We start from the raw sequence: 22,562 nt of genomic DNA, 5'->3' as shown, positions 1-22,562 counted from the left end.
CCGCGCCCCGCCAGGTGCCGCCTCCGCACTGCAGCCGGTTTTGATTTTCAGCTTTCTCAAATTTCTCTCTTGACAGAAATTTCAGGCCTGCAGACACTGAGGCCATGCAACTGAGTCCCATCGCACACCGTTTCATCCACCATTGGGGCGACATGGGCAGCTCCTGGGGAGTGAACCGCACGGTCGCCCAGATCCACGCCCTGCTGTTCTTCCATGGCCGCCCGCTCAACGCGGAAGAGATTGCCGACACGCTGGGCGCCGCTCGCTCCAACGTGAGCAACAGCCTCAAGGAACTGCAAGGCTGGGAGCTGATCCGCACCAGCCGCAGGCCCGGCGACCGCCGCGACTACTTCGAGACCTCGTCCGATGTCTGGGAGCTGCTGCGCACCATCGTGCGAGAGCGCAAGCAGCGCGAGTTCGACCCGACCTCCGAGATGCTGCGCGAACTGATCGCCGAGCCCGGTTTCGATGCCGAATCCCCCGACACCCAGGACCGCGTGCACGAGACGCTGCGCCTCATGGAGTCGCTGGGCATCTGGACCGACGAGATGCTGCGGCTGTCGCCCTCCACGCTGGACAAGCTCCTGCGCCTGGGCGCCAGCGTGCAGCGCTTCGTGCGCTCCGAGGCCGCTGACACCCGTGTCAAGCGCGGGCGCCGAGCCTGAAATTTCCGTCACAAGAGAAACTGGAGGTCACCATGCGCATTCTGGTCTGCGGCGGCAACGGCTTCATCGGCCGCCATATCGTCAACCTGCTGGCCCTGGCCGGCCATGATCCCGTGGCGCGCAGCCGCCATTCACTGCCTGCGCTCGACTACGCCAAGGCCACCACGCCCGACGCCTGGCTGCCGCACCTGGCGGGCGTGGACGCCGTGGTCAATGCCGTGGGCGTGCTGCGCGACAGCGCCTCCCGGCCCATCGATGCCATGCATGCCAAGGCCCCCATCGCCCTGTTCGATGCCTGCGCGGCGGCCGGCGTGCGGCGCGTGGTGCAGATCTCTGCCCTGGGCATAGAAGGCAGTGCCACGCGCTACGCCACCACCAAGCGCGCCGCTGACGAGCATCTGCTGGCACTCACGGCAGCCGGCCATCTGCAAGGCTGCGTGGTCCGCCCCAGCGTGGTGTTCGGCGCTGGCGGCGCCAGCAGCGAGATGTTCCTGTCCATGGCGCGCCTGCCGGCGCTGCTGCTGCCGCGCCCCGTGCTGCAGGCCCGCGTGCAGCCGGTAGCCGTGCGCGACCTGGCCGAGGCCGTGGCCGGCCTGGTGACGCGCCCCGAGCCCGTGGGCATGATCGAGATCGGCGGCCCCCTGCCCTTGCCGCTGGCCGCGCTGATTGCCAGCCTGCGCGCGCAGATGGGCCGCGCCCCCGCTCGCGTGGGCACGCTGCCCGGCTGGCTCACCCGCGCCAGCGCACGCGCTGGCGACTGGGTCAGCGCCTCACCCTGGTGCAGCGAGACACTGGCCATGCTGGCCAGCGACAACGTCACTGATCCGGCTGGCCTGCAAGGCCTGCTGGGCCGGCCCGGCGTTGCGCCCTCCCAACTGCTGTCCACCTTGCGCCATGGATGAGCGCCGCTCTCGCACCGTTCCAGCGCCGCTGCGCACCATGCACTTGAGCCTGATCGCCGTCTGGCTGGGCACGGCCCTGGTCAGCGCCATCGAGCACCGCGGCCTGAGCGTGCAGGTGCTGGCCGATGCCGGCATCCACGATGCGCGCTGGCAGACATTCCTGATCTGGAGCGGCCTGCTCGCCGACCTGGCCGTGGGCCTGGCGCTGTGGCTGCTGCCCGGCCGCAAGAGCTATCTGGCGGCCCTGCTGCTGATGGCCGCCATGACCGTACTGGCCACGGCGCTGCAGCCCACGCTGTGGCTGCATCCGCTGGGGCCGCTGCTCAAGAACCTGCCGATCGCCGCCATGCTGCTGCACCTGATGTCGGCGCCTGTCACCCCGAAGGAGTCCGCATGAATCTCTACCTGTTGCTCAAGACGCTGCATATCGCGTCCAGCGTGCTGCTGGTCGGCACCGGCCTGGGCTCGGCCTTCTACATGTTCTTCGCCAACCGCAGCGGCAGCGTCGCTGCCCAGGCCGTGGTCAGCCGCCTGGTGGTGCGTGCGGACTGGTGGTTCACCACGCCCTGCGTGGTCATACAGCCTGTGAGCGGCATTGCCCTGGCCCACATGGCAGGCTGGCCGTTGACCACGCCGTGGCTGGCACTGTCGCTGGGCCTGTACCTGCTGGCCGGCGCCTGCTGGCTGCCCGTGGTCTGGCTGCAGATGCGCATGGCCGCCATGGCGCGCGGCGCGCACGCAGCGCAGGCCGCCCTGCCCGCGCTGTATGCCGTCTATGCCCGGCGCTGGGAGGCGCTGGGCTACCCGGCCTTCATCGCCATGGCCGTGACCTATTACCTGATGGTCAACAAGCCGATGCTCTGGGGCGGTTGAGCATCGGCAGTGCCTTCAGTGCCTGGCCTCAGAGCTTGGCCTCAGAGCTTGGCAATGGACACTTCGGTGGACTTGACCAGGGCCACCACGTCGGAGCCCACGACCAGGCCCAGCTCGTCCACCGAGCGCGTGGTGATCACCGAGGTGACCACGCCCCAGGGCGTTTGCACATCGACTTCGGAGACAACGTCACCACGGATGATTTCGCGCACCTGGCCCTTGAACTGGTTGCGCACGTTGATGGCTTGAATGGACATGTTTTTCTCCTGGGGATCAAAAGGAATCAAAGGAAGGTTGGGGAAAACGGAAAGTCAGACCGCCCAGCGCAGGCCATGGGCCGGCACGCCGGGCCAGGCCGTGGTGTCGGTCAGCGGATTGGCTTCGGGCTCGGCGGCGGGCTTTTGCAGCACGCGGTCGAGAATGCGTTGCTCGATGGCCGCCAGCGCCACGCTGCCGTGCACGCGCGGCCGCGGCAGGGCGATGCGTTCATCCAGCGCGATGCGGCCGTCCTCGATCAGCACCACGCGGTCGGCCAGGGCCACGGCCTCCTGCACGTCATGCGTGACCAGCAGGGCCGTGAAGCCGTGGCGCTGCCACAGGCCTTCGATCAGGCGGTGCATCTCTATGCGGGTGAGCGCATCGAGCGCGCCCAGCGGCTCGTCCAGCAGCAGCAGTTGCGGGCGGTGCACCAGGGCGCGCGCCAGGGCCACGCGCTGGCGCTGGCCGCCAGACAGGCGCGCCGGCCATTCGCCCTCGCGGTCGGCCAGGCCGACCTGGGCCAGCACTTCGCGGCCACGTTCCTGGGCCGAGGCGGGCAGGCCCAGCGTCACATTGGCCAGCACGCGCCGCCAGGGCAGCAGGCGCGCATCCTGGAACATGATGCGCGTGCCGCCCTGCGCGCCCTGCACGGCGCGGGCGGGCTCGCCGTCCAGCAGCAGGGTGCCGGCCGTGGCCTGTTCCAGGCCTGCGACCAGGCGCAGCAAGGTGCTCTTGCCGCAGCCGCTGCGGCCCACGATGGCGACGAATTCGCCAGGCTCCACCTGCAGTTGCACTTCGTGCAGCACCTCGCGCTGGCCGTAGCGCTTGGTCAACCCGCCGGCCTGCAGGCGCACGCCACGGCGCGGTGCGGATTGGGGGGATGCGGACTGCGGCGCATCGTCGTTCTGGGCCAGGCGGTCGCTGACGTCCAGGCCATCGGCGTCGAACGAGGCCTCCCAGGCCATCGCCGGCGCGGTGGTGTTCAGCTCCACGGCCTGTGCCAGCGTGGTCTTCATGCGGTTCCATCGGCTCATGTCGTGCTCCTTGTGTCACTTGGGCTGGTAGCCCGGATGCCAGCGCAGCCACCAGTGCTCCAGCGCACGCGCAAACCAGTCGGCCAGCTTGCCCAGCAGGGCGTATAGCAGGATGCCGACCAGCACCACGTCGGTCTGCAGGAACTCGCGGGCGTTCATGGTCAGGTAGCCGATGCCCGACTGCGCCGAGATGGTCTCGGCCACGATGAGGATCACCCACATCAGGCCCAGCGAAAAACGCAGGCCCACCAGGATGGAGGACAGCGCGCCCGGCAGGATGACCTCGCGGTACAGCTGCCAGCGCGTGAGGCCGTAGCTGCGCCCCATCTCGATCAGCGCGGGGTCCACATTGCGTATGCCGTGGAAGGTGTTCAGGTAGATGGGAAAGAACACCGACACGCTGATCAGGAACAGCTTGGCGCTCTCGTCGATGCCGAACCACAGGATGACCAGCGGAATCAGCGCCAGCGCGGGAATGTTGCGCACCATCTGGATGGTGGAGTCCAGCAGCGTCTCCGCCCAGCGCAGCGAGCCCGTGAGCAGGCCCAGCACCAGCCCCAGCCCGCCGCCGATGGCCAGGCCACCCAGCGCGCGGCCCGCGCTCACCTGCACATGCTTGAGCAGCTCTCCCGACTCGGCCAGCGCCTGCGCGGCGCGCAGCACATCCAGCGGAGCGGGCAGCACCCGCGTGGACAGCCAGCCCCACGCCGAGGCGGCCTGCCAGACGGCGATCAGCGCCAGCGGCACCAGCCAGGGCACCAGGCGGCGGCCCACGCCGGCCGCAAAGCGTAGCAGCGGCGACCAGGAATCGCCGGCCGGGGGGGCCGAGGAGGCCGGCAGCGCAGAAACGGTACGTGCATCGGACATGCGTGACTCCCTCAGCTTTGCGACGCGCGCGGCGAGTACAGGTTGGCAACGGTCTCGCCCAGCGGCCCGCCCACGCCGCCAGCCAGCCTGTCGCGCATGGACAGCGGCAGCAGCGGGAAGACCAGCTCGGCAAAGCGGTAGGCCTCTTCCAGGTGCGGATAGCCGGACAGCACGAAGGTGTCTATGCCCAGGTCCGCGTACTCCTTGATGCGGTCGGCCACGGTCTGCGCATCGCCCACCAGGGCCGTGCCCGCGCCGCCGCGCACCAGGCCCACGCCGGCCCAGAGGTTGGGGCTGATCTCCAGCTCGGCCCGCGTGCGGCGGCTGCCGCCGGCATGCAGGGCGGCCATGCGGCGCTGGCCTTCCGAGTCCATGCGCGCGAAGGCGGCCTGGGCCTGGACCACGGTCTCGTCCTTGAGGCGGCTGATCAGGCGATCGGCGTCGGCCCAGGCCTCGTCCTCGGTCTCGCGCACGATGACGTGCAGGCGGATGCCGAACTTCACGCTGCGGCCATGGCGCGCCGCCTTCTCGCGCACATCGGCAATCTTCTTGGCCACCTCGGCCGGGGGCTCGCCCCAGGTCAGGTAGGCATCGACCTGCTCGGCGGCCAGGTCGTGCGCGGCCTCGGACGAACCGCCGAAGTACACGGGCGGATACGGCTTTTGCAGCGGCGGGAACAGCAGCTTGGCGCCCTTGACCGAGAGGTGTTCACCTTCGTAGTCGAGCGTGCCGCCCTCATGGCTGCGCTCAAGGATCTCGCGCCAGATGCGGATGAACTCGGACGATTGCTCGTAGCGCTGGGCATGGTCGAGGAAGACGCCGTCGCCCTCCAGCTCGGCGCGGTCGCCGCCCGTGACCAGGTTGATCAGCAGCCGCCCGCCCGACAGGCGGTCGAACGAGGCAGCCATGCGCGCCGCCAGGCTGGGCTGGTGCAGGCCGGGACGCACGGCGACCAGGAACTTCAGGCGCCTGGTGACCGGAATCAGGCTGGAGGCGACGACCCAGGGGTCCTCGCAGGAGCGGCCCGTGGGAATCAGCACGCCCTCGTAGCCCAGGCTGTCGGCCGCGATGGCGACCTGCTTGACATAGTCGTGGCTGAGCGGGCGGGCGCCCTCGGCCGTGCCGAGGTAGCGGCTGTCGCCGTGGGTGGGAATGAACCAGAAAACCTGCATGCGCTGCTCCAGTCAGGGGACGGAATCGAGGAAGGAAATCAAAGGGCGGAAGAAGGCCGCGCCGCCACCGGCTCGGCCAGCCGCGCGTACTCGGCCGCCGAGGGCCGCCAGACGATGTCGGCCACCTGCACCTGGCGCGGAATCAGGCCCAGCCGAAAAAATGCATCGGCCACGCGCTGCTGGTCCACCACGGTCTGCGCAGCCAGCAGGCCCACGGGGGAGCTGGGCCGGCGCGCAATGAAGCGGCTGACCACCGCCGTATCCAGGCCGCTGAAGCCGGCCACCAGGGCCACGGCCTCCTGGCGTGCGCTCTGGGCCAGGCGATCGGCGCGCGTGAGCTCATCGAACAGCGCGCGCAGCACCTGCGGATGGCGCTCCACCAGTCCGCGCGCGGCCAGGTAGAACGAGGCGTTGCCCGACAGGCCTTCGCCATTGGCCAGCACGCGCGGGCGAATCGCCAGCTCGGTGGCCGCGTAGAACGGGTCCCAGATGGCCCAGGCGTCCACGCTCTTGCGCTCGAAGGCGGCGCGCGCATCGGCCGGGGCCAGGTACACGGGCTGGATCTCGTTCCAGGCCAGGCCCGCCTTGTCCAGCGCACGCACCAGCAGGTAATGGGCGCTGGAGCCTTTTTGCAGCGCCACGCGCCGGCCCTTGAGGTCGGCCAGGGCGCGCAGCGGCGAGTCCGACGGCACGAGGATGGCCGAGCTTTCGGGCTTGGGCGGCTCGGCGCCCACGTACAGCAGGTCGCGGCCTGCGGCCTGGGCAAAGACCGGGGGTGAATCGCCGGTCAGGCCGAAATCCAGGCTGCCTGCGGCCAGGGCCTCCAGCAGCTGGGGGCCGGCCGGAAACTCCAGCCAGCTGACCTTGGTGCCCGCAAAGCGCTTTTCCAGCACGCCTTGCTGCTTGAGGATGACCAGGTTGACGGCCGACTTCTGGTAGCCGATGCGCAACTGCTCGGGTCCGGCCACGGCGGCCGGCGTCTCGGCGCGTGCGTACTGGCCGGCCAGGCTCCAGCTGAAGGCGGTGGTGCCCAGCAGTTGCAGGGCCTGGCGGCGCACGCGGTCCAGGCGGGGCTTCTTGGGGATGGCGTTCATGGTGCGGACTCCTTGCTGTGGGCTCAGGGGCGCGACGCGATCAGGTCCACCGGCGCGGCATGCAGCAGGTTGAGCTTGCGGGGGATGAGCTTGAGCTCGAAGAAGGTGTCGGCGATCTGCTGCTGCTCGGCCAGGATCTCGCGCGTCACGGACGAGGTGCCGAAGCGGGCACGGCTCAGGTACAGCTCGGTGATGGACTTGTCCAGGCCCAGGATGCTGGACAGCTCGGCGGCCGCCGCCGTCTGGTTCTTCGAGGCCCAGCGGTCAATCCCATCGACCTCTTCGATGGCAATGCGCAGCACATCGGCATTGCGCGTGGCGAAATCGCGCGAGGTGAAGTAGTAGGCGCGGTTGTTGACCACGCCCGTGGCATCGGCCAGCAGGCGGGCGTCCAGCGTCTTTTGCGCGGCAGCCAGGAAGGGGTCCCAGATCAGCCAGGCATCGACGGAGCCGCGCTCGAAGGCGGCACGCGCATCGGCCGGCGCCAGGAAGACGGACTGCACATCGCCGTACTTCAGGCCGTGCTTTTCCAGCAGCTTGACCAGGAAGTACTGCACGTTCGAGCCCTTGTTGTAGGCCACGCGCTTTCCCTTGAGGTCCTGCACGCTGCGGATGGGCGAATCCTTGGGCACGATCACCGCCTCCAGCCCGGGGCGCGGCACGGTGGCGCCCGCATAGACCAGGGGTGCGCCTGCGGCCTGCGCAAAGATGGGCGGGGCCTCGCCCACATCGCCGAAGTCGATGGAGCCCACGTTCAGCGCCTCCAGCTGCACGGGGCCGGCGTTGAACTCGATCCAGCGCACCGACACGCCCAACGGCGCCAGCCGCTTTTCCAGCGTGCCCCGGCTCTTCAGGATGGACAGCCAGCCCTTTTGGTGGCCGACGCGCAGCACGCGGTCGCCCGCCTTGTCCTGGGCCAGGGCCGGGCCGCCCACCGTGGCGACTGCTGCGGCAAGGCCCGCGCCCAGCAGTTGGCGTCGGCGCCAGTTGGCTGTGTGTCGGGGGAAGGAATCGAACGAGACCATGACGGACATCCTTGGAAGAGTGGTGCGTGGTGCGTGGTGCAGGCAAAGCGCTGCCCATGCATGCGCGCGGCATGCAGCCAGAAAACAAAAAGGGAAGGCGGAGCAAGGGGCAGCCGCCTGCAGGGCCGGGCCTGCAGGCGCACCGCACGGAGTCGTCAGGTGCTACATCGCCGGCTGGCGAAGGCCACGGTCTCGAAGCGAGGAAAAGAGCTGGATGCCACCACGCCTGTCTGCGCCGTGCGGCGCGGGGCCTGCAAAGAGTGGCGGGAAGTCAGCAAGATGGACATGGCGGATCGTGGTAATTGGCAGAGATCTGGGAAAGCGGGTGAATTCAGTGGGTGGGCGCCGGCCGGGCCGGCGCACCGCACTCACTTCTTGGTGTAGATCTGGTCGAAGCTGCCGCCGTCGGCAAAGTGGTCCTTGTCGGCCTTGGCCCAGCCGCCAAAGGCCTGGTCGATGGTGACCAGCTCCAGCTTGGGGAACTTGTCCGCGAATTCGGCCTTGACCTTGGCATCGGTGGGACGGTAGTAGTTGCGGCCGGCGATGCGCTGGCCTTCCTCGGAGTACAGGTACTTCAGGTACTCCTCGGCCACGGCGCGCGTGCCCTTCTTGTCCACGACCTTGTCGACCACGGCCACCGAAGGTTCGGCCAGGATGGACAGCGAAGGCACGACGATCTGGAACTTGTCGGGACCGAACTCCTTGAGCGCCAGGAAGGCCTCGTTCTCCCAGGCCAGCAGCACATCGCCCACGCCGCGCTGCACGAAGGTGATGGTGGCGCCGCGCGCGCCGGTGTCCAGCACGGGCACGTTCTTGAACAGCTTGCCGATGAAGTCCTTGGCCTGTGCGTCGCCGCCGTACTTGCGCTTGGCGAATTCCCAGGCGGCCAGGTAGTTCCAGCGCGCACCGCCGCTGGTCTTGGGGTTGGGCGTGATCACCTGCACGCCGGGCTTGACCAGGTCGTCCCAGTCCTTGAGGTTCTTGGGATTGCCCTTCTTCACCAGGAAGACGATGGTGGAGCTGTAGGGCGCCGAGTTGTGCGGCAGGCGCTTTTGCCAGTCGGCCTTGAGCAGGTTGCCGTTCTTGACCAGGGCGTCGATGTCGCCGGCCAGCGCCAGCGTGGCCACGTCGGCGTCGATGCCGTCGATGATGGAACGCGCCTGCTTGCCCGAGCCGCCGTGCGACTGCTTGACGCTCACGTCCTGGCCGCTCTTGGCCTTCCAGTGCTTGGCGAAGGCCTGGTTGTATTCCACGTACAGCTCGCGCGTCGGATCGTAGGAGACATTGAGCAGTTGCACCGACTGGGCCAACGCCGGCAGAGCCGACAGGGTCAAGCCCGCGATCAGGCCGGCGGCGACAGGAAACTTGATAAAGTGGCGGCGAATTTTCATTGGAGTGTCGGTAGAGAGTGGAGACGACGGTCTGGTGCCGTGGAAAGCATTCTCAAAGCCAACTCTTAAAACTCAAACCAATAAGATTTCAGTTTGTTATTCCCAAAACATCTGAATCTCTGCAAGACAAGGACTCAATTCCCCATGGCACGTACCGTTCACTGCATCAAGCTTGGCGTTGACGCTGAAGGCCTGGATTTCCCGCCCTACCCCGGCGAGCTGGGCAAGCGCATTTTTGAAGGCGTGAGCAAGCAGGCCTGGGCCGACTGGCTCAAGCACCAGACGATGCTGGTCAACGAAAACCGCCTGAACCTGGCCGACGCACGCGCCCGCCAGTACCTGGCCCGCCAGATGGAAAACCACTTCTTCGGCGGCGGCGCCGATGCGGCGGCCGGCTACGTGCCTCCTACGGCCTGAGCCGCTTCGTGCCCTTTCACCGCCCCCGTCGCACCGCGCCGGGGGCGGTTTCATTTGCGGTGCCGCAAACGGCCGCCGCCCAGAGACCGCCTACAATGCCCGCCTTCTTGCGCTGGACGGCGCAGTGGCCGCACACCCTGCGGCGCGGGCCGGTCTTCATCCGAGGTTTTCCGTGCTTCCATCCGTCTCCCTGCTGGAATCGTTCCAGGCATCGCAGTTCACCGTCATGCTGGTGATCTACCTCGTGGCCATCACGGCCGAAGCCATGTCGGGCGCGCTGGCGGCGGGCCGGCGCAACATGGACATCTTCGGCGTGGCCGTGATCGCCTTCGTCACCGCGCTGGGCGGCGGCACCATCCGCGACATGGTGCTGGGCCACTACCCCATCGGCTGGACGCAGCACCCTGAATATGTCTACCTGGTCATCTCGGCCGGGCTGCTGACCATCGTCGTGGCGCGCCACATGCACCATCTCAAGCAGGTCTTTCTGCTGCTGGACGCCATGGGGCTGATCGCCTTCTCGCTGATCGGCTGCAACGTGGCGCTGGAGCTGGGCTACCCGCCCGTGGTGGTGGTGATGTCGGGCATGCTGACCGGCATCAGCGGCGGCATTCTGCGCGACGTGCTGTGCAACCAAGTGCCGGTCGTCTTCCGGCGCGAGCTGTACGCCAGCGTGTCCCTGGCCGTGTGCCTGCTGTTCCTGGGGCTGCGCACGCTGGACGTGGGCTCCAACCTCAGCACCGTCGTCTGCTTTGCCGGCGGACTCACGCTGCGCCTGGCCGCCATCCGCTTCAAGTGGCGGCTGCCCGTGTTCTCCTACCAGCAGCGCTGGGAGGAGTAGTTCTGCCCCTTGCCCATGTCCGAACCCATTGACTGGCTGCCCGATGGCACGCCCTACAGCCCGCGCTTCGGCGACCGCTACCACAGCGAACTCGGCGGCCTGGACCAGGCCCGCCACGTCTTTCTGGGCGGCTGCGGCCTGCCGACGGCCTGGGCCGATGCGCCGCAATGGCGCATCCTGGAGACCGGTTTCGGCTTCGGGCTGAATTTCCTCGTGGCCTGGGAAGCCTGGAAGGCCGATCCCCGGCGCCCGAGGCTGCTGCATTTCGTCTCGGCCGAAGCCTTTCCCGTCAGCGCCGACGCCATGCGCCAGGCCATGCCGCGCGAGCCAGGATTGCGCCTGCTGGCCGAGGAGCTGGCCACCCGGTTCCAGGGCCTGCTGCCCGGCGTGCACCGCCTCGCCTTCGAGCAGGGGCGCGTGCTGCTGACGCTGTACATCGGCGATGCCCAGGCCATGCTGCGGCGCCAGCAGCTCACGGCCGACAGCATCTACCTGGACGGCTTCACGCCGGAACTCAACCCCGACCTCTGGAGCGCCGATACCCTGCGCGCGCTGGCGCGCCATTGCCGGCGCGGCACGCAGCTGTCCACCTGGTGCGTGGCGCGCACGGTGCGCGATGGCCTGGCACAGCACGGCTTTCAGGTGCGCAAGGTCGATGGCGTCCCACCCAAGCGCCACAACCTGCATGCCGTCTTCGACCCGGCCTGGCAACCGCGCGGGCCGGGAGCACAGCCGCAGGAACCCATCACCCCACGGCGCTGCACGGTGCTGGGTGCAGGCATCGCCGGTGCGGCCGCCGCCGCCAGCCTGTCGCGCCGTGGCTGGCAGGTCACCGTGCTGGATGCTGCCGACGCGCCTGCAGCGGGCGCCTCGGCCCTGCCCGCGGGCCTGTTCTGCCCCCATGTCTCGCCCGATGACAGCCTGCTGTCCCGCCTGAGCCGCGACGGCGCACGCCTGACCCTGGCGCAGCTGCAAGTGCTCTCCGGCCAGGGCCTGCTGCAACCGGGCACGGACTGGTGCGATACCGGCGTGCTGGAGCACGGCGTGGAAGCCGCCCCGCGGCTGCCGCGCGACTGGCAATCCCCCGGCCCGGGCGACCACTGGAGCCGGCCCGCAAGCGCCGATCAACTCTCGGCGGCCGGCCTGCCCGCCGACGCCCCGGCCTGCTGGCATGCGCAAGCTGGCTGGGTACGCCCGGCGCGGCTGGTGCAGGCGCAACTGGCGCTGCCGGGCGTGCGCTGGCAGGGCCGCGCCTGCGTGGCGCGTCTTGCACGCACCGACACAGCCGGTGGCGCGCCCGTCTGGCAGGCCCTGGATGCACAGGGCAATCTGCTGGCCGAGGCTGAACTGGTCGTTCTCGCACTGGGCCCCGCAACCAATGCGCTGCTGGAGCACAGCCTGGGTGCGCAGGCCGCCTGGCCGCTGCAGCCCATTCGCGGCCAGGTCAGCTGGGATGTGCACACCCCGGCCAGCGCACAGGCCATGCCGCCCTTTCCCGTCAACGGCCATGGCAACCTGGTGCCTGCCATGCCGCTGCCCGGCGATGCAGCCGGGCCAGGCTGGGTCATGGGATCGACCTTCGAGCGCGACCAGACCGCGCTGCCGCCCAGCCCCGGAGACCAGGCCGCTGCCCATGCAGCCAATGGCGCCAAGCTGGCGCAGCTGCTGCCACGTGCCTACCAGGGCCTGCAAGGCTTCTTCGACGCGCCACCGCGCGCCACCTGGGGCGCCGTGCGCGTGGCCTCGCCAGACCGGCTGCCCGTGGTCGGACCGGTGTCCGATCAGGCTCCTGGCCTGTGGGCGCTGACGGCCATGGGCTCGCGCGGGCTCACGCTGTCGCTGCTGTGCGGCGAGCTGCTGGCAGCACGCCTGCACGACGAACCGCTGCCCCTGGATGCCAGGCTGGCGGCTGCCCTGGCCAGCGAACGCCTGGGCCGCAGGCGCTGAGCCGCTGAACCGCCCGGCCGCTGAACGGCCCGGCATTCACACAACGGCCTGAAAGAAAACCCGAGTCTTCCCGCAGACGGTTTTTTGTCACTCGTTATGTTTGTTAGTGCATATCGCTAGAATCCGGAACCTGTTTTCAAAAGGAAACAACCAGCCGCTCCGCGTCCACTCACACAACCACCGAAAATCGTGCCCCTCCAGCCCCGCTACAGCGCCCAAGCCTCCTCCCCTGCCTTCCGCCTGCAGTCCACGCTGGCCCACGCCCTGCTGCTTGCGGGCCTGGCCGCCAGCACCCAGGCACAAGCCCAATCGGTCACGTCCGCAGCACAGGCTTCGCAGACCTTCCAGCTGGGCACGGTCGATGTGCACGGTGCGCGTTATGAAGCAGATGCCATATCCGGCGATGAACAGCGACTGGGCGCCGCCGAGATGCGCCGGCGCAATGCAGACACCGTGGCCGACGCCGTGCGCCTGCTGCCGGGCGCCACGCTGTCGCGCAACAATCGCAACGAGGAAATGATCTACCTGCGCGGCTTCGATCCGCGCCAGGTGCCGGTCTTCGTGGACGGCGTGCCCCTGTACGTGCCCTATGACGGCTATGTGGACTTCGGCCGCTTCACCACGTTCGACCTGTCCGAGATCCGCGTGGCCAAGGCCGGCGCCTCGCTGATGTATGGCCCCAATACGCTGGGCGGCGCCATCAACCTGGTCACGCGCAAGCCGGTCAAATCCTTCGAGGGCGATGCACGCATCGGCGCAGGCGCAGGCGGCGAACGCAAGGCCGCCGTGAACCTGGGCGGCAACCTGGGCACCTGGTACTACCAGCTGGGCGCCTCCTACCTGGACGCGGACAGTTTTCCGCTGCCCAAGGGCTTCAAGGACTTCAAGAAGCAGCCCACCGACACGGGCAACTACCGCGACAACGCCTACCGCACGGACAGGCGGCTGTCGTTCAAGCTGGGCCTCACGCCCAATGCCACGGACGAATACGCGCTGGGCTATGTGCGCCAGGAAGGCGAGAAGGGCAACCCCGTGTATACCGGCAGCGCCACGGGCAAGAACGTCATCCGCTACTGGCGCTGGCCCTACTGGGACAAGGACAGCGTGTACTTCCTGAGCACCACGCGCATCAATGCCGACAACCTGCTCAAGACGCGCATCTACCACGACACCTACCAAAACGGCCTGGACATGTACACGGACGCGAGCTACACGCGCCATGACACCACCAGCAGCTACAAGGACGTGAGCCAGGGCGCCAGCATCGAGTGGGCCAACTACAGCTTCAAGGGCCATGCGCTGCGCCTGGGCGCGCACTACAAGATCGACGAGCACACCGATGCCGCCTCGGCCAAGGACCCCAGCAAGCACTACCGCGACGTGACGCGCTCGCTGGTGATCGAGGACACGATCTCCCTGGCCGAGCGCTGGAGCCTGAACCTGGCGCTCAGCCACGACCAGCGCGATGCGCGCGAAGCCTACCAGTGGCCCACGGGCTCCGCCAGCGCCACCAATGGCGTGGCCAAGCTCGGCTATGCGCTGGGCGGTGGCAGCGAGGCGTATTTCATCGCCTCGCACAAGACGCGCTTTCCCACCATCAAGGACCGCTACTCGGCACGCATGGGCACGGCCCTGGCCAACCCCGACCTGCAGCCCGAGACGGCCAACCACCTGGAGCTGGGCGTCAGCGGCTCACCCTGGCAGGGCGGCAAGGGCCAGGCCGCGCTGTTCTACAGCCGCGTGCGCAACCAGGTCCAGACCGTGGTCCTGGCCTCGGCCGAATGCGGCGGCACCACCTGCAACCAGGCGCAGAACGTGGGGCGCACGCGCAACATCGGCATGGAGCTGTCCCTGGCCCAGCAACTGTCGGCGCAATGGGGCGTGAACGCCGGCTACACCTACCTGAACCGCCGCAACACCAGCGACTCCAGCATCACGCTGACCCACACGCCGCGCCACCGCCTGCTGGCCGGTGTCCAGTGGCGTCCGCTGGCGCAGTGGGAATTCAATGCCGAGGTCGAGACCGAGAAGGGCCGCTACGTGCCGCTGTCGGGCAGCGGCCAGCTGCAGACGCTCAAGCTGCCCGGCTACGGCATTGCCAACCTGCGTGCACGCTACAAGCCGCGCAGCGACATCACCGTGGACTTTGGCGTGGCCAATATCGGCGACAAGTGGTACCAGCTCGATGACGGCCTGCCCATGCCGGGCCGCAGCTGGTATGTCAACCTGGGCTATCGCTTCTGAGGAGCGGACCTGGCGCGAAGCGCCCGCCCACGTCTGCCTGCGCTCCGGGTCCAGCCAAGCTGCCCATGGTCAACGACACCGGGGTCGGGCAGGAGTACAACAGCCCCATTGATACGCATCAACCTGCATGCCATGAACCCGCCCTTCACCACCCTGCCCCTGGCCGCCCTGGTCCATCCCGACGACGAGCATGCAATGGAGCTGCTGCTCGAACGCGTGGCACGCCGCCTGCAAGGCGCGGGCTGGCGGGTGGGCGGTCTGGTGCATCGCCAGGACCGCTATGCCAACGGCAACAAGCGTATGCAGCTGTTCGACCTGCGCAGTGACCGCCAATTCGAGCTGTCCCAGGACCTGGGCTGCGCCTCGCGCGCCTGCAGTCTCAACCCCCAGGCCCTGGCCCAGGCCAGCGCCGTGCTGCGCCAGGCGCTGGACGATGGCGTGGATCTGGTGGTGATCAACCGCTTCGGCATCGTCGAGGCCTCGGGCCAGGGCTTTGCCGCCGAATTCGCGGCCTTTGTCGAGGCCGGCACGCCCGTGCTCACGGCCGTCGCGGCCCGCCATCTTGAAGACTGGCGCAGGTACACCGGCAGCCTGCATGCCGAGCTGGCAGCCGATGAGGTGCAGATAGAGCAATGGTGCCAGGCACAGCTTGAGCGCCGTGGCTGCGCCAGCCCCATCCCCTGACTTTCATGACCGATCTTCTGTTCACCCGCCGCCGCTGGCTGGGCCAGGCCATGGCGGCGCTGGCCTCATCGGCTCTTGTTCCCGGCCATGCCCAGACCACGACCATTGCCGCGCGCATAGGCCAGATACCGGACGCGACCAAACTGCGCCGGGTGTTTGCCGCCGGCCCGCCTGCAGGCGTGCTGGTGGCCACGCTGGCACCGCACAAGCTGCTGGGCTGGCCCCAGCAGCTGGACGATGTCTCGCGCGCCTATCTGGGGCCCACACTGCAGGCGCTGCCGCATCTGGGCCGCCTGTCCGGGCGCGGCAGCACCATGCCGCTGGAGTCGCTGCTGAAGCTGCAGCCCGACCTGGTGCTGGACGCCGGCACGGCCGATGCCACCTATATCTCGGCCACCGAGCGGCTGGCGCGCCAGACCGGCCTGCCCTGCGTGCTGATCCAGGGCTCGCTGGCCGACCACGCACGCCAGTTGCGCGAGGTCGGCGCCCTGCTGGGCGAGGCCGCACGTGGCGAAACCCTGGCCCGCCATGCCGATGCCGTGGCGGCGCTGGCGCAGCGTTCCACCCAGGGCATGGCACCGGCCGAGCGCCCGCGCGTGTATTTCGCGCGCAGCGCCAACGGCTTGGAGACAGGGCTGGCGGGCTCCATCAATGTGGAAGCCGTCGAATATGCGGGCGGGTGCAATGTGGCCGCCGATGCAGGGCGTGGCGGGCTCACGCGCGTGTCCATGGAGCAGATCCTGGCCTGGGACCCGCAGGTCATCGTCACGCAGGAACCCGGCCTTGCCGAGCGCATGCGCCAGGACCCGCTGTGGCGCGGCGTAGCCGCCGTGCGCTCGGGCCGCGTGCACTGCGCGCCGGTCTGGCCCTTCGGCTGGCTGGATGGTCCGCCCGGCGTCAACCGGCTGATCGGTGTGCGCTGGCTGCTGGAAAAGCTCCACCCGCAGGCGCCGGCCCTGCAGGGACTGCCGCCGTTGGAACGCGAGGTGCGCGACTTCTACCGCCTGTTCTACGGTGCCGACCTGTCGCCCACAGCGCTGGGCAGGCTGATGGAGACTGCGCGTTGATGCCTGCCACAGGCCGCCGCATGGTGTGGGTGCTCGCACTAGCCTTGCTGGCCGCCGTGCTGCTGTGGGCGCTGGCGGCGGGTCAGTTCTCCATCGCGCCGCAGCAGCTGTGGCAGTCGCTGCTGGCGCGCGCAATGGGCACGGCGTCCCCCTTGTCCGCCAGCGCCGAGACCGTGCTCTGGAACATCCGCCTGCCGCGCATCGCCGCAGGCCTGGCCGTGGGCGCCACGCTGGCGGCGGCAGGCGCGGCCTACCAGGGCATGTTCCGCAACCCGCTGGTCTCGCCCGACATCCTGGGCGTCTCGGCCGGTGCCGGCCTGGGCGCGGTGCTGGGCATCTTCCTGGGCTGGTCCATGGCGGCCGTGCAGGCCCTGGCCTTTGGTGGCGGGCTGGCCGCCGTGGCCGTGGTGGTGGCCATCAGCGCCAGCGTGCGCCGCCATGACCCGGTGCTGGTCCTGGTGCTGGCCGGCATTGCGCTGGGCGCGCTGCTGGGCGCGGGCATCGCCCTGGTCAAGACGCTGGCCGACCCCAATACGCAGCTGCCATCCATCACCTTCTGGCTCATGGGCGGCCTGAGCGCCGTGACCCTGCCCGAGCTGGGTGCCACGGCACCCGTGATGCTGTGCGCCCTGCTGCCCCTGATGCTGCTGCGCTGGCGCATCAACCTGCTGGGCCTGCCTGACGAGGAGGCGCTGGCCCTGGGCGTGCCCGTGGCACGCCTGCGCCTGCTGCTGGTGGCCTGTGCCACGCTGGGCACGGCGGCCGCCGTATCGCTGGCCGGCATCGTCGGCTGGGTGGGGCTGGTGGTGCCTCATGTGGCGCGCCTGCTGGTCGGCCCCAATTTCGTGCGCCTGCTGCCGGCCTCGGCGCTGCTGGGCGCGGGCTTCGTGGTGGCGGCCGACACCCTGGCGCGCAGTGCGGCACGCATCGAGCTGCCGCTGGGCATTCTCACGGCCCTGGTCGGCGCGCCTTTCTTCCTCTACCTGCTGTCGCGCACGGGCCGCAATGACTGAAATGCCGACGGCGCCCGTGCTGCAGACGCTGGCCCTGGCCACGGGCCATGGGCGCCGGCGCGTCAGCCAGGGGCTGGACCTGGCCATCACCGCAGGCGAGGTGCTGTGCCTGCTGGGCCCCAACGGCTGCGGCAAGACCACGCTGTTCCGCACCGTGCTGGGCCTGCTGGCGCCGCTGGCCGGAGAGGTGCGCGTGCAGGGCCAGCCCGTGCTCAGCTGGCCGCGTGCCGAGTTTGCGCGGCGCGTGGGCTATGTGCCCCAGGCGCAGGCCGGTGTCTTCGGCTTCGAGGCGCTGGACATGGTGCTCATGGGCCGTGCCGCGCGCCTGCCTGCGCTGGCCCGGCCTTCAAGTGCCGACCGTGCACTGGCGCTGGGCTGCCTGGAGCAGTTGGGCATCGCCCATCTGGCGCTGCGTCCCTATACCGAGCTGAGCGGCGGCGAGCGCCAGTTGGTGCTGATCGCACGCGCCCTGGCCCAGGAGCCCGCGCTGCTGGTCATGGACGAGCCCACGGCCAGCCTGGACTTCGGCAACCAGATCCGCGTGCTGGACCAGATTGCCGCGCTGCGTGCACGCGGCATGGCCGTGCTGCTGTCCACCCACCAGCCCGAGCATGCGCTGCAGGTGGCGGACCGCATCGCGCTGCTGGGCCGCGGTGGCCTGCAGGCCTGCGGTGCGGCGGCGCAAGTGGCGACACCGGCCGCGCTGGCTGCGCTCTATGGGGTGAGCGAGGCGGCGGTGGCGGCGCGGCTGCCGGCAATCCCTAAGGTCTGGGCGGGCGCCACTTCCAGCACGGCGGAGGCGTCAAGGGCTGGCCTGCATCCTTGAGCAAGCGCTGCAGCAATTGCTGCTCGCTGTGGATGGAAGGATCGGCCAGCAGCCGGGCAAACCGGGTTCCTCCGTCCTGCATGCCGAGCGGGGCGGACGCTTGCATCAGCCACTCCAACTGGCGGCGCCGGGCCCGGGCCGCGGCGCGCTCGGTCGGGGTTTTGGCCAGCCGGCGTTGAATCGCCAGCCCAAAGCCCTCATCCAGCACGGTCGATGAGCGCTCTGTCAGCAGGTGGGCTACATGCAGGCAGTCGGCCTCGCGCGCCGGGGTTTTGCCCATCGCTTCGGGTTTGCAGGCATCCAGCAGCGCCTTGTAGCCCGTCAAGGGAAAGGCTGTCCAGATACCTATTGCAGTGATCACCGCGCCTTCCTCGAGCCGGTAGTTCGGACTGCCACCCAGCGCCTGCAGCTCCTGTGCCGTGGGCGGATGGCGCAGCAAAGCGGACTGCATCCAGCGCACGCCGTCATACATGTGCAGGTCCGCGTAGCGGCTTTCGCGCGCTGCAACCAGCAGTTCCTGCGGTCCCAGCGCCTGCTGCATCAGCGCAGAGAAATTGCTGGGCTCCAGCGCCAGCCAGCGGCGAGCAGCCTCGGAGCGCACTTCGCCTTCGTCCTCAGGGGCCTTGGAGGCCAGCAGTTGATAGGCCAGCGCATCCTGCCCTGCCCGCTCCAGCGCGTCCTGGCGCCAGCCCTCGGCCTGGCTGACAGCGCTTTTGTCGCGGGGCGACAGATTGATCAGGATGGCCGCAAAGGCCAGATCGCGCCCGCTGCCGGAACCGGCCAACTGCGCCGCCACGCGGTGCAGATACGCATCCCAGGCTGATTCCTGTGCGGATTTGTCGGGTTCAGGCATGTCAGCTGTGTGCGCTGCTGACAACGGAGACGGCGGCGGTGCCGGCTTCTGGGCCTGCGCCTGAGCAGCAGTTGCCAATGCCAAGGCCAGCCCGATGGCGGCACAACGGTTTCGCATTCTGAAATCCTCCCTCTGACCGGAAAGCATATCGGCCGCTCATGCGTTTGGCATGCCCAGCCCCGCAAAGTCTGCTGCCATTCACTTATATCCATATCCACATACTTGCAGGACAAAACAATCGTTTGCTTCTATAAGGCCATTGCTTACATTCCCCTCCATGCAGGGTTCTGTGCGCGTGTCCCGCAAGTGCCTCGGTGCCACGCGATGAGCCCCTGCACCGCCGCCACTGGCGGCAGTCGAAGACCCCACATCCGAAGCGCCATGTACCAATACACCGAATTCGACAAACAGTTCATCCGCCTGCGCGCCGAGCAGTTCCGTGACCAGCTCGAACGCTGGCAGGCCGGCAAGCTCTCGGAGGATGAGTTCAAGCCCCTGCGCCTGCAAAACGGCTGGTATGTGCAGCGCTACGCGCCCATGCTGCGCGTGGCCGTTCCCTATGGCGAACTGTCCAGCGCCCAGCTGCGCGTGCTGGCCCGCGTGGCCCGCGAGTACGACCAGCCCGACGCCGCCCTGCTGGCCGAGGCCCGCGCCACCCAGGCCAAGCTGGGCGACATTCCCCTGCACGACGGCCGCCGCATCGGCTCCGACCTGAAGTTCGGCTACGGCCACTTCACCACGCGCACCAACGTGCAGTACAACTGGATTCCGCTGTCCAAGGCCGCCGACGTGATGGACCTGCTGGCCAGCGTGAACCTGCACGGCATCCAGACCAGCGGCAACTGCATCCGCAACATCAACAGCGACGCGCTGGCCGGCATTGCCATCGACGAGATCGCCGACCCCCGCCCCTTCACCGAAATCCTGCGCCAGTGGAGCACGCTGCATCCCGAGTTCAGCTTCCTGCCGCGCAAGTTCAAGGTCTCCATCAGCGGCGCCGAGGAAGACCGCGCCGCGCTGGGCTGGTACGACGTGGGCCTGCAGCTGCTCAAGAACGAGGCTGGCGAGCTGGGCTTCAAGGTGCGCGTGGGCGGCGGCATGGGCCGCACGCCCACCATCAGCCCGGTGCTGCGCGAGTTCCTGCCCTGGAACCAGCTGATGAACTACCTGGAAGCCGTGATCCGCGTCTACAACCGCTACGGCCGCCGCGACAACGCCTGGAAGGCGCGCATCAAGATCCTCGTGAAGTCCGAGGGCCAGAACTACATCGACCAGGTTGATGAGGAGTTCCGCCAGATCGTCGAGGTCGAGGGTGGTCCCCACACCATCACGCAAGCCGAGTACGACCGCGTGGCCGCCAATTTCCGCGAGCCCGAGCTGGACCTGTCGCCCGCCAATGCCGAGGCCGAAACCCTGGCCCTGCTGCGCACCGCCGCCGAGGAAGACAAGGACTTCGGCCGCTGGCTGACCAGCAATGTGCGCCCGCACCGCCACCCGCAGTTGCGCGCCGTGCTGCTGTCGTTCAAGCGCCTGGGCTACGCGCCGGGCGACGCCACGGCCGACCAGATGGATGCCGCCGCCGAGCTGGCCGACCAGTTCTCGGCCGGCGAGATGCGCGTCACCCACGAGCAGAACCTGCTGCTGCCCTGGGTGCGCCGCGACCAGTTGCCCCAGCTGTACAAGGCGGCCAAGGCCCTGGGCCTGGCCAAGCCCAATATCGGCCTGCTGACCGACATGATTGCCTGCCCCGGCGGCGACTTCTGCTCGCTGGCCAATGCGCGCTCCCTGCCCATTGCCGAGGCCATCACCGAGCGCTACCAGGACCTGGACGAGCTGTGGGACCTGGGCGAGATCGACCTGCACATCAGCGGCTGCATCAACAGCTGCGGCCACCACCACAGCGGCCACATCGGCATCCTGGGCGTGGACAAGGACGGCAAGGAGTGGTACCAGATCACGCTGGGCGGCGCCGACGGCTCCCACCTGTCCGGCCCGGCCACGCCCGGCAAGATCATCGGCCCCTCGTTCAGCGCCGCCGAAGTGCCCGGCGTGATCGAGGCCCTGCTGGCCACCTACCGCGAACAGCGCCAAAGCGAAGGCGGCCGTTTCGAGACCTTCATCGCCACCGTGCGCCGCGTGGGCATCGAACCGTTCAAGGCCGCCGGCAATGCCGCCCGCCACCCCGCCAAGCACACCGAGGAAGCGGCCGCCTGACCCCAGGTGAGAGCCGCAGGAGATCCCCATGAAAATCATCGCCGCCCACGAGCACCAAAGCCCGGCCGAAGGCCAGCAGACTGTCATCGCCCCGGCCAATGACGCCGACCCCTTCACGCTGGATCTGACCGGCGTGCAGCGCATCGACCTCAACTTTCCCAAGTTCACCGACGGCCGCGCCTTCAGCCAGGCCCGCCTGCTGCGCAAGCGCCTGGGCTTCCAGGGAGAAATCCGCGCCACGGGCGACGTGCTGATCGACCAGCTGGTGCAGATGCAGCGCTGCGGCTTCGACGTGGCCGTGCTGCGCGAAGGCGTGGACATCTCCGATGCCCAGCGCCAGCTGGACCGCTTCCACGGCTTCTACCAGGGTGATGCCGTCCATCCCGAGCCCCACTTCGTCAAGGCAGCCTGACATGGGTGCGCAAAGCTTTCTGTCGCGACAGGCATCGGCCAAGGCCACCGAGGTCAACGGCCGTGCCAGCAGCGGCTTTGCCGACAAGCTGGCCGCCACCGAGGCCTTGCTGCGCGAGGCAGCGGCGCTGGGCGCCGAGGCCGTGACGCAGGCCTCCAGCCTGGGCGCCGAGGATGTGGTGATCACCGACATCATCCACCGCCTGGGCCTGGACATCCCCGTCTTCGTGCTGGACACCGGCGCGCTGCACACCGAGACCCTGGCCCTGCTGGAGCGCACCCAGTCGCTGCCCGGCCTGAGCGTCAAGGTCTACCGGCCGCAGCTCGAATCGGTGATCCACTTCATCCGCGACAACGGCCAGGACGCCATGTACCGCAGCATCGAGCTGCGCAAGGCCTGCTGCGGCGTGCGCAAGATGGAGCCGCTGGCGCGTGCGCTGGCCGGCAAGAGCGCCTGGATCACGGGTTTGCGCCGCGAGCAGTCCAATGCCCGCGCCGACGTGCCCGCCGTGGACCGCAGCGAGGTCGAGACCAAGGGCCTGACCAAGTTCAACCCGCTGACCGACTGGACCCAGGGCGATGTCTGGCACTACATCGCCAGCCATGGCGTGGACTACAACCCGCTGCACGACCAGTTCTATCCCAGCATCGGCTGCGCACCCTGCACGCGCGCCGTCAGCCTTGGCGAAGACTTCCGCGCCGGCCGCTGGTGGTGGGAGGATGAAGCGGCCAAGGAATGCGGGCTGCACGCCAAGAAGTGAAAC

The 22,562-nt window shown here is 68.7% G+C and carries 23 protein-coding genes; 15 read left to right on the top strand and 8 right to left on the bottom strand.

The features are described from left to right. Positions 1-104: 104 nt before the first annotated feature. From GRX31_RS20960 to GRX31_RS20945, 4 genes are read left to right on the top strand one after another with little or no spacing between them, the layout of a single operon-like run. On the top strand, positions 105-665 hold the full coding sequence (locus GRX31_RS20960; RefSeq protein ID WP_012206430.1) for a GbsR/MarR family transcriptional regulator: 561 nt from the start codon (positions 105-107) through the stop codon (positions 663-665). Positions 666-697: 32 nt separating this feature from the next. After that, positions 698-1,567, top strand: coding sequence for an NAD-dependent epimerase/dehydratase family protein (locus tag GRX31_RS20955; protein WP_016448330.1), 870 nt, complete (start codon positions 698-700; stop codon positions 1,565-1,567). Beyond that, entirely contained in the window at positions 1,560-1,964 is a 405-nt protein-coding gene (locus GRX31_RS20950; RefSeq protein WP_160854632.1) for a DoxX-like family protein, read from the top strand. The genes GRX31_RS20955 and GRX31_RS20950 overlap by 8 nt, the downstream gene beginning before the upstream one ends. Continuing rightward, positions 1,961-2,440 (top strand): DUF2269 family protein, encoded by a 480-nt coding sequence (locus tag GRX31_RS20945; RefSeq protein WP_016448332.1) that lies wholly within the window; start codon positions 1,961-1,963, stop codon positions 2,438-2,440. The genes GRX31_RS20950 and GRX31_RS20945 overlap by 4 nt, the downstream gene beginning before the upstream one ends. A 41-nt stretch (positions 2,441-2,481) precedes the next feature. Here the strand turns inward: GRX31_RS20945 and GRX31_RS20940 are convergent, their stop codons facing one another. From GRX31_RS20940 to GRX31_RS20910, 7 genes are all read right to left on the bottom strand, one after another. Continuing rightward, positions 2,482-2,697, bottom strand: a complete 216-nt coding sequence (locus GRX31_RS20940) for a TOBE domain-containing protein (RefSeq protein ID WP_012206434.1) — start codon at positions 2,695-2,697, stop codon at positions 2,482-2,484. Between the two features lie 54 nt (positions 2,698-2,751). Continuing rightward, entirely contained in the window at positions 2,752-3,732 is a 981-nt protein-coding gene (locus GRX31_RS20935; protein WP_012206435.1) for an ATP-binding cassette domain-containing protein, read from the bottom strand. Between the two features lie 15 nt (positions 3,733-3,747). Then, on the bottom strand, positions 3,748-4,599 hold the full coding sequence (gene ssuC / locus GRX31_RS20930; RefSeq protein WP_160854630.1) for an aliphatic sulfonate ABC transporter permease SsuC: 852 nt from the start codon (positions 4,597-4,599) through the stop codon (positions 3,748-3,750). Between the two features lie 11 nt (positions 4,600-4,610). Next, positions 4,611-5,771 carry an FMNH2-dependent alkanesulfonate monooxygenase gene (gene ssuD / locus GRX31_RS20925; protein ID WP_160854628.1) on the bottom strand — a complete coding sequence of 387 codons (1,161 nt, stop codon included), beginning with the start codon at positions 5,769-5,771 and terminating at the stop codon, positions 4,611-4,613. 38 nt (positions 5,772-5,809) lie between these two features. Further along, positions 5,810-6,865, bottom strand: a complete 1,056-nt coding sequence (locus GRX31_RS20920; RefSeq protein WP_160854626.1) for an aliphatic sulfonate ABC transporter substrate-binding protein — start codon at positions 6,863-6,865, stop codon at positions 5,810-5,812. A gap of 23 nt (positions 6,866-6,888) precedes the next feature. After that, entirely contained in the window at positions 6,889-7,890 is a 1,002-nt protein-coding gene (locus GRX31_RS20915) for a sulfonate ABC transporter substrate-binding protein (RefSeq protein WP_016448337.1), read from the bottom strand. Between the two features lie 368 nt (positions 7,891-8,258). After that, positions 8,259-9,281 carry a sulfate ABC transporter substrate-binding protein gene (locus GRX31_RS20910; RefSeq protein WP_012206440.1) on the bottom strand — a complete coding sequence of 341 codons (1,023 nt, stop codon included), beginning with the start codon at positions 9,279-9,281 and terminating at the stop codon, positions 8,259-8,261. Positions 9,282-9,425: 144 nt separating this feature from the next. Here GRX31_RS20910 and GRX31_RS20905 point away from each other — a divergent pair, with 144 nt between their 5' ends. The 8 genes from GRX31_RS20905 (at position 9,426) to GRX31_RS20870 (ending at position 18,320) form a co-directional block, all read left to right on the top strand. After that, positions 9,426-9,698: an oxidative damage protection protein gene (locus GRX31_RS20905; RefSeq protein WP_012206441.1), complete on the top strand. Its 273-nt coding sequence runs from the start codon at positions 9,426-9,428 to the stop codon at positions 9,696-9,698. Positions 9,699-9,870: 172 nt separating this feature from the next. After that, positions 9,871-10,539, top strand: coding sequence for a trimeric intracellular cation channel family protein (locus GRX31_RS20900; protein ID WP_016453307.1), 669 nt, complete (start codon positions 9,871-9,873; stop codon positions 10,537-10,539). A gap of 15 nt (positions 10,540-10,554) precedes the next feature. Further along, on the top strand, positions 10,555-12,486 hold the full coding sequence (gene mnmC, locus GRX31_RS20895) for an FAD-dependent 5-carboxymethylaminomethyl-2-thiouridine(34) oxidoreductase MnmC (RefSeq protein WP_160854624.1): 1,932 nt from the start codon (positions 10,555-10,557) through the stop codon (positions 12,484-12,486). Positions 12,487-12,675: 189 nt separating this feature from the next. Beyond that, entirely contained in the window at positions 12,676-14,730 is a 2,055-nt protein-coding gene (locus tag GRX31_RS20890) for a TonB-dependent receptor domain-containing protein (RefSeq protein ID WP_160854622.1), read from the top strand. Between the two features lie 132 nt (positions 14,731-14,862). Then, positions 14,863-15,414 (top strand): DUF2478 domain-containing protein, encoded by a 552-nt coding sequence (locus GRX31_RS20885; RefSeq protein WP_016448340.1) that lies wholly within the window; start codon positions 14,863-14,865, stop codon positions 15,412-15,414. Between the two features lie 5 nt (positions 15,415-15,419). After that, on the top strand, positions 15,420-16,481 hold the full coding sequence (locus GRX31_RS20880) for an iron ABC transporter substrate-binding protein (protein ID WP_160854620.1): 1,062 nt from the start codon (positions 15,420-15,422) through the stop codon (positions 16,479-16,481). Then, complete coding sequence (locus GRX31_RS20875) at positions 16,481-17,494, top strand: FecCD family ABC transporter permease (RefSeq protein WP_160854618.1); 1,014 nt, start codon at positions 16,481-16,483, stop codon at positions 17,492-17,494. Before GRX31_RS20880 ends, GRX31_RS20875 begins: the two co-directional genes overlap by 1 nt. Then, positions 17,487-18,320: an ABC transporter ATP-binding protein gene (locus GRX31_RS20870; protein ID WP_160854616.1), complete on the top strand. Its 834-nt coding sequence runs from the start codon at positions 17,487-17,489 to the stop codon at positions 18,318-18,320. Before GRX31_RS20875 ends, GRX31_RS20870 begins: the two co-directional genes overlap by 8 nt. Here GRX31_RS20870 and GRX31_RS20865 read toward each other — a convergent pair. After that, positions 18,256-19,173 (bottom strand): hypothetical protein, encoded by a 918-nt coding sequence (locus GRX31_RS20865; protein ID WP_237426738.1) that lies wholly within the window; start codon positions 19,171-19,173, stop codon positions 18,256-18,258. The genes GRX31_RS20870 and GRX31_RS20865 overlap by 65 nt on opposite strands. A gap of 381 nt (positions 19,174-19,554) precedes the next feature. Here GRX31_RS20865 and GRX31_RS20860 point away from each other — a divergent pair, with 381 nt between their 5' ends. Genes GRX31_RS20860 through GRX31_RS20850 form a run of 3 tightly spaced genes read left to right on the top strand, consistent with a single transcriptional unit; the run spans position 19,555 to position 22,559 of the window. Continuing rightward, positions 19,555-21,387: a nitrite/sulfite reductase gene (locus GRX31_RS20860; protein ID WP_046985785.1), complete on the top strand. Its 1,833-nt coding sequence runs from the start codon at positions 19,555-19,557 to the stop codon at positions 21,385-21,387. 28 nt (positions 21,388-21,415) lie between these two features. Beyond that, positions 21,416-21,799, top strand: a complete 384-nt coding sequence (locus tag GRX31_RS20855; RefSeq protein WP_016453315.1) for a DUF934 domain-containing protein — start codon at positions 21,416-21,418, stop codon at positions 21,797-21,799. A 1-nt stretch (position 21,800) separates the two neighbouring features. Continuing rightward, positions 21,801-22,559, top strand: a complete 759-nt coding sequence (locus tag GRX31_RS20850; RefSeq protein ID WP_013801647.1) for a phosphoadenylyl-sulfate reductase — start codon at positions 21,801-21,803, stop codon at positions 22,557-22,559. Positions 22,560-22,562 lie beyond the last annotated feature (3 nt).

Source organism: Delftia sp. CH05, from assembly GCF_009827015.1.
Taxonomy (GTDB): Bacteria; Pseudomonadota; Gammaproteobacteria; order Burkholderiales; family Burkholderiaceae_C; genus Comamonas; species Comamonas tsuruhatensis.
The sequence above is the reverse complement of the archived record's forward strand: the minus strand, read 5'-3'. Positions and strand labels throughout refer to the sequence as shown.

Bases quoted from the DNA above. Each gene is read 5' to 3' on its own strand.
- GRX31_RS20960 (WP_012206430.1), top strand. From the start codon at position 105: ATGCAACTGAGTCCCATCGCACACCGTTTCATCCACCATTGGGGCGAC.
- GRX31_RS20955 (WP_016448330.1), top strand. From the start codon at position 698: ATGCGCATTCTGGTCTGCGGCGGCAACGGCTTCATCGGCCGCCATATC.
- GRX31_RS20950 (WP_160854632.1), top strand. From the start codon at position 1,560: ATGGATGAGCGCCGCTCTCGCACCGTTCCAGCGCCGCTGCGCACCATG.
- GRX31_RS20945 (WP_016448332.1), top strand. From the start codon at position 1,961: ATGAATCTCTACCTGTTGCTCAAGACGCTGCATATCGCGTCCAGCGTG.
- GRX31_RS20940 (WP_012206434.1), bottom strand. From the start codon at position 2,697: ATGTCCATTCAAGCCATCAACGTGCGCAACCAGTTCAAGGGCCAGGTG.
- GRX31_RS20935 (WP_012206435.1), bottom strand. From the start codon at position 3,732: ATGAGCCGATGGAACCGCATGAAGACCACGCTGGCACAGGCCGTGGAG.
- ssuC (WP_160854630.1), bottom strand. From the start codon at position 4,599: ATGTCCGATGCACGTACCGTTTCTGCGCTGCCGGCCTCCTCGGCCCCC.
- ssuD (WP_160854628.1), bottom strand. From the start codon at position 5,771: ATGCAGGTTTTCTGGTTCATTCCCACCCACGGCGACAGCCGCTACCTC.
- GRX31_RS20920 (WP_160854626.1), bottom strand. From the start codon at position 6,865: ATGAACGCCATCCCCAAGAAGCCCCGCCTGGACCGCGTGCGCCGCCAG.
- GRX31_RS20915 (WP_016448337.1), bottom strand. From the start codon at position 7,890: ATGGTCTCGTTCGATTCCTTCCCCCGACACACAGCCAACTGGCGCCGA.
- GRX31_RS20910 (WP_012206440.1), bottom strand. From the start codon at position 9,281: ATGAAAATTCGCCGCCACTTTATCAAGTTTCCTGTCGCCGCCGGCCTG.
- GRX31_RS20905 (WP_012206441.1), top strand. From the start codon at position 9,426: ATGGCACGTACCGTTCACTGCATCAAGCTTGGCGTTGACGCTGAAGGC.
- mnmC (WP_160854624.1), top strand. From the start codon at position 10,555: ATGTCCGAACCCATTGACTGGCTGCCCGATGGCACGCCCTACAGCCCG.
- GRX31_RS20885 (WP_016448340.1), top strand. From the start codon at position 14,863: ATGAACCCGCCCTTCACCACCCTGCCCCTGGCCGCCCTGGTCCATCCC.
- GRX31_RS20880 (WP_160854620.1), top strand. From the start codon at position 15,420: ATGACCGATCTTCTGTTCACCCGCCGCCGCTGGCTGGGCCAGGCCATG.
- GRX31_RS20875 (WP_160854618.1), top strand. From the start codon at position 16,481: ATGCCTGCCACAGGCCGCCGCATGGTGTGGGTGCTCGCACTAGCCTTG.
- GRX31_RS20870 (WP_160854616.1), top strand. From the start codon at position 17,487: ATGACTGAAATGCCGACGGCGCCCGTGCTGCAGACGCTGGCCCTGGCC.
- GRX31_RS20865 (WP_237426738.1), bottom strand. From the start codon at position 19,173: ATGCCTGAACCCGACAAATCCGCACAGGAATCAGCCTGGGATGCGTAT.
- GRX31_RS20860 (WP_046985785.1), top strand. From the start codon at position 19,555: ATGTACCAATACACCGAATTCGACAAACAGTTCATCCGCCTGCGCGCC.
- GRX31_RS20855 (WP_016453315.1), top strand. From the start codon at position 21,416: ATGAAAATCATCGCCGCCCACGAGCACCAAAGCCCGGCCGAAGGCCAG.
- GRX31_RS20850 (WP_013801647.1), top strand. From the start codon at position 21,801: ATGGGTGCGCAAAGCTTTCTGTCGCGACAGGCATCGGCCAAGGCCACC.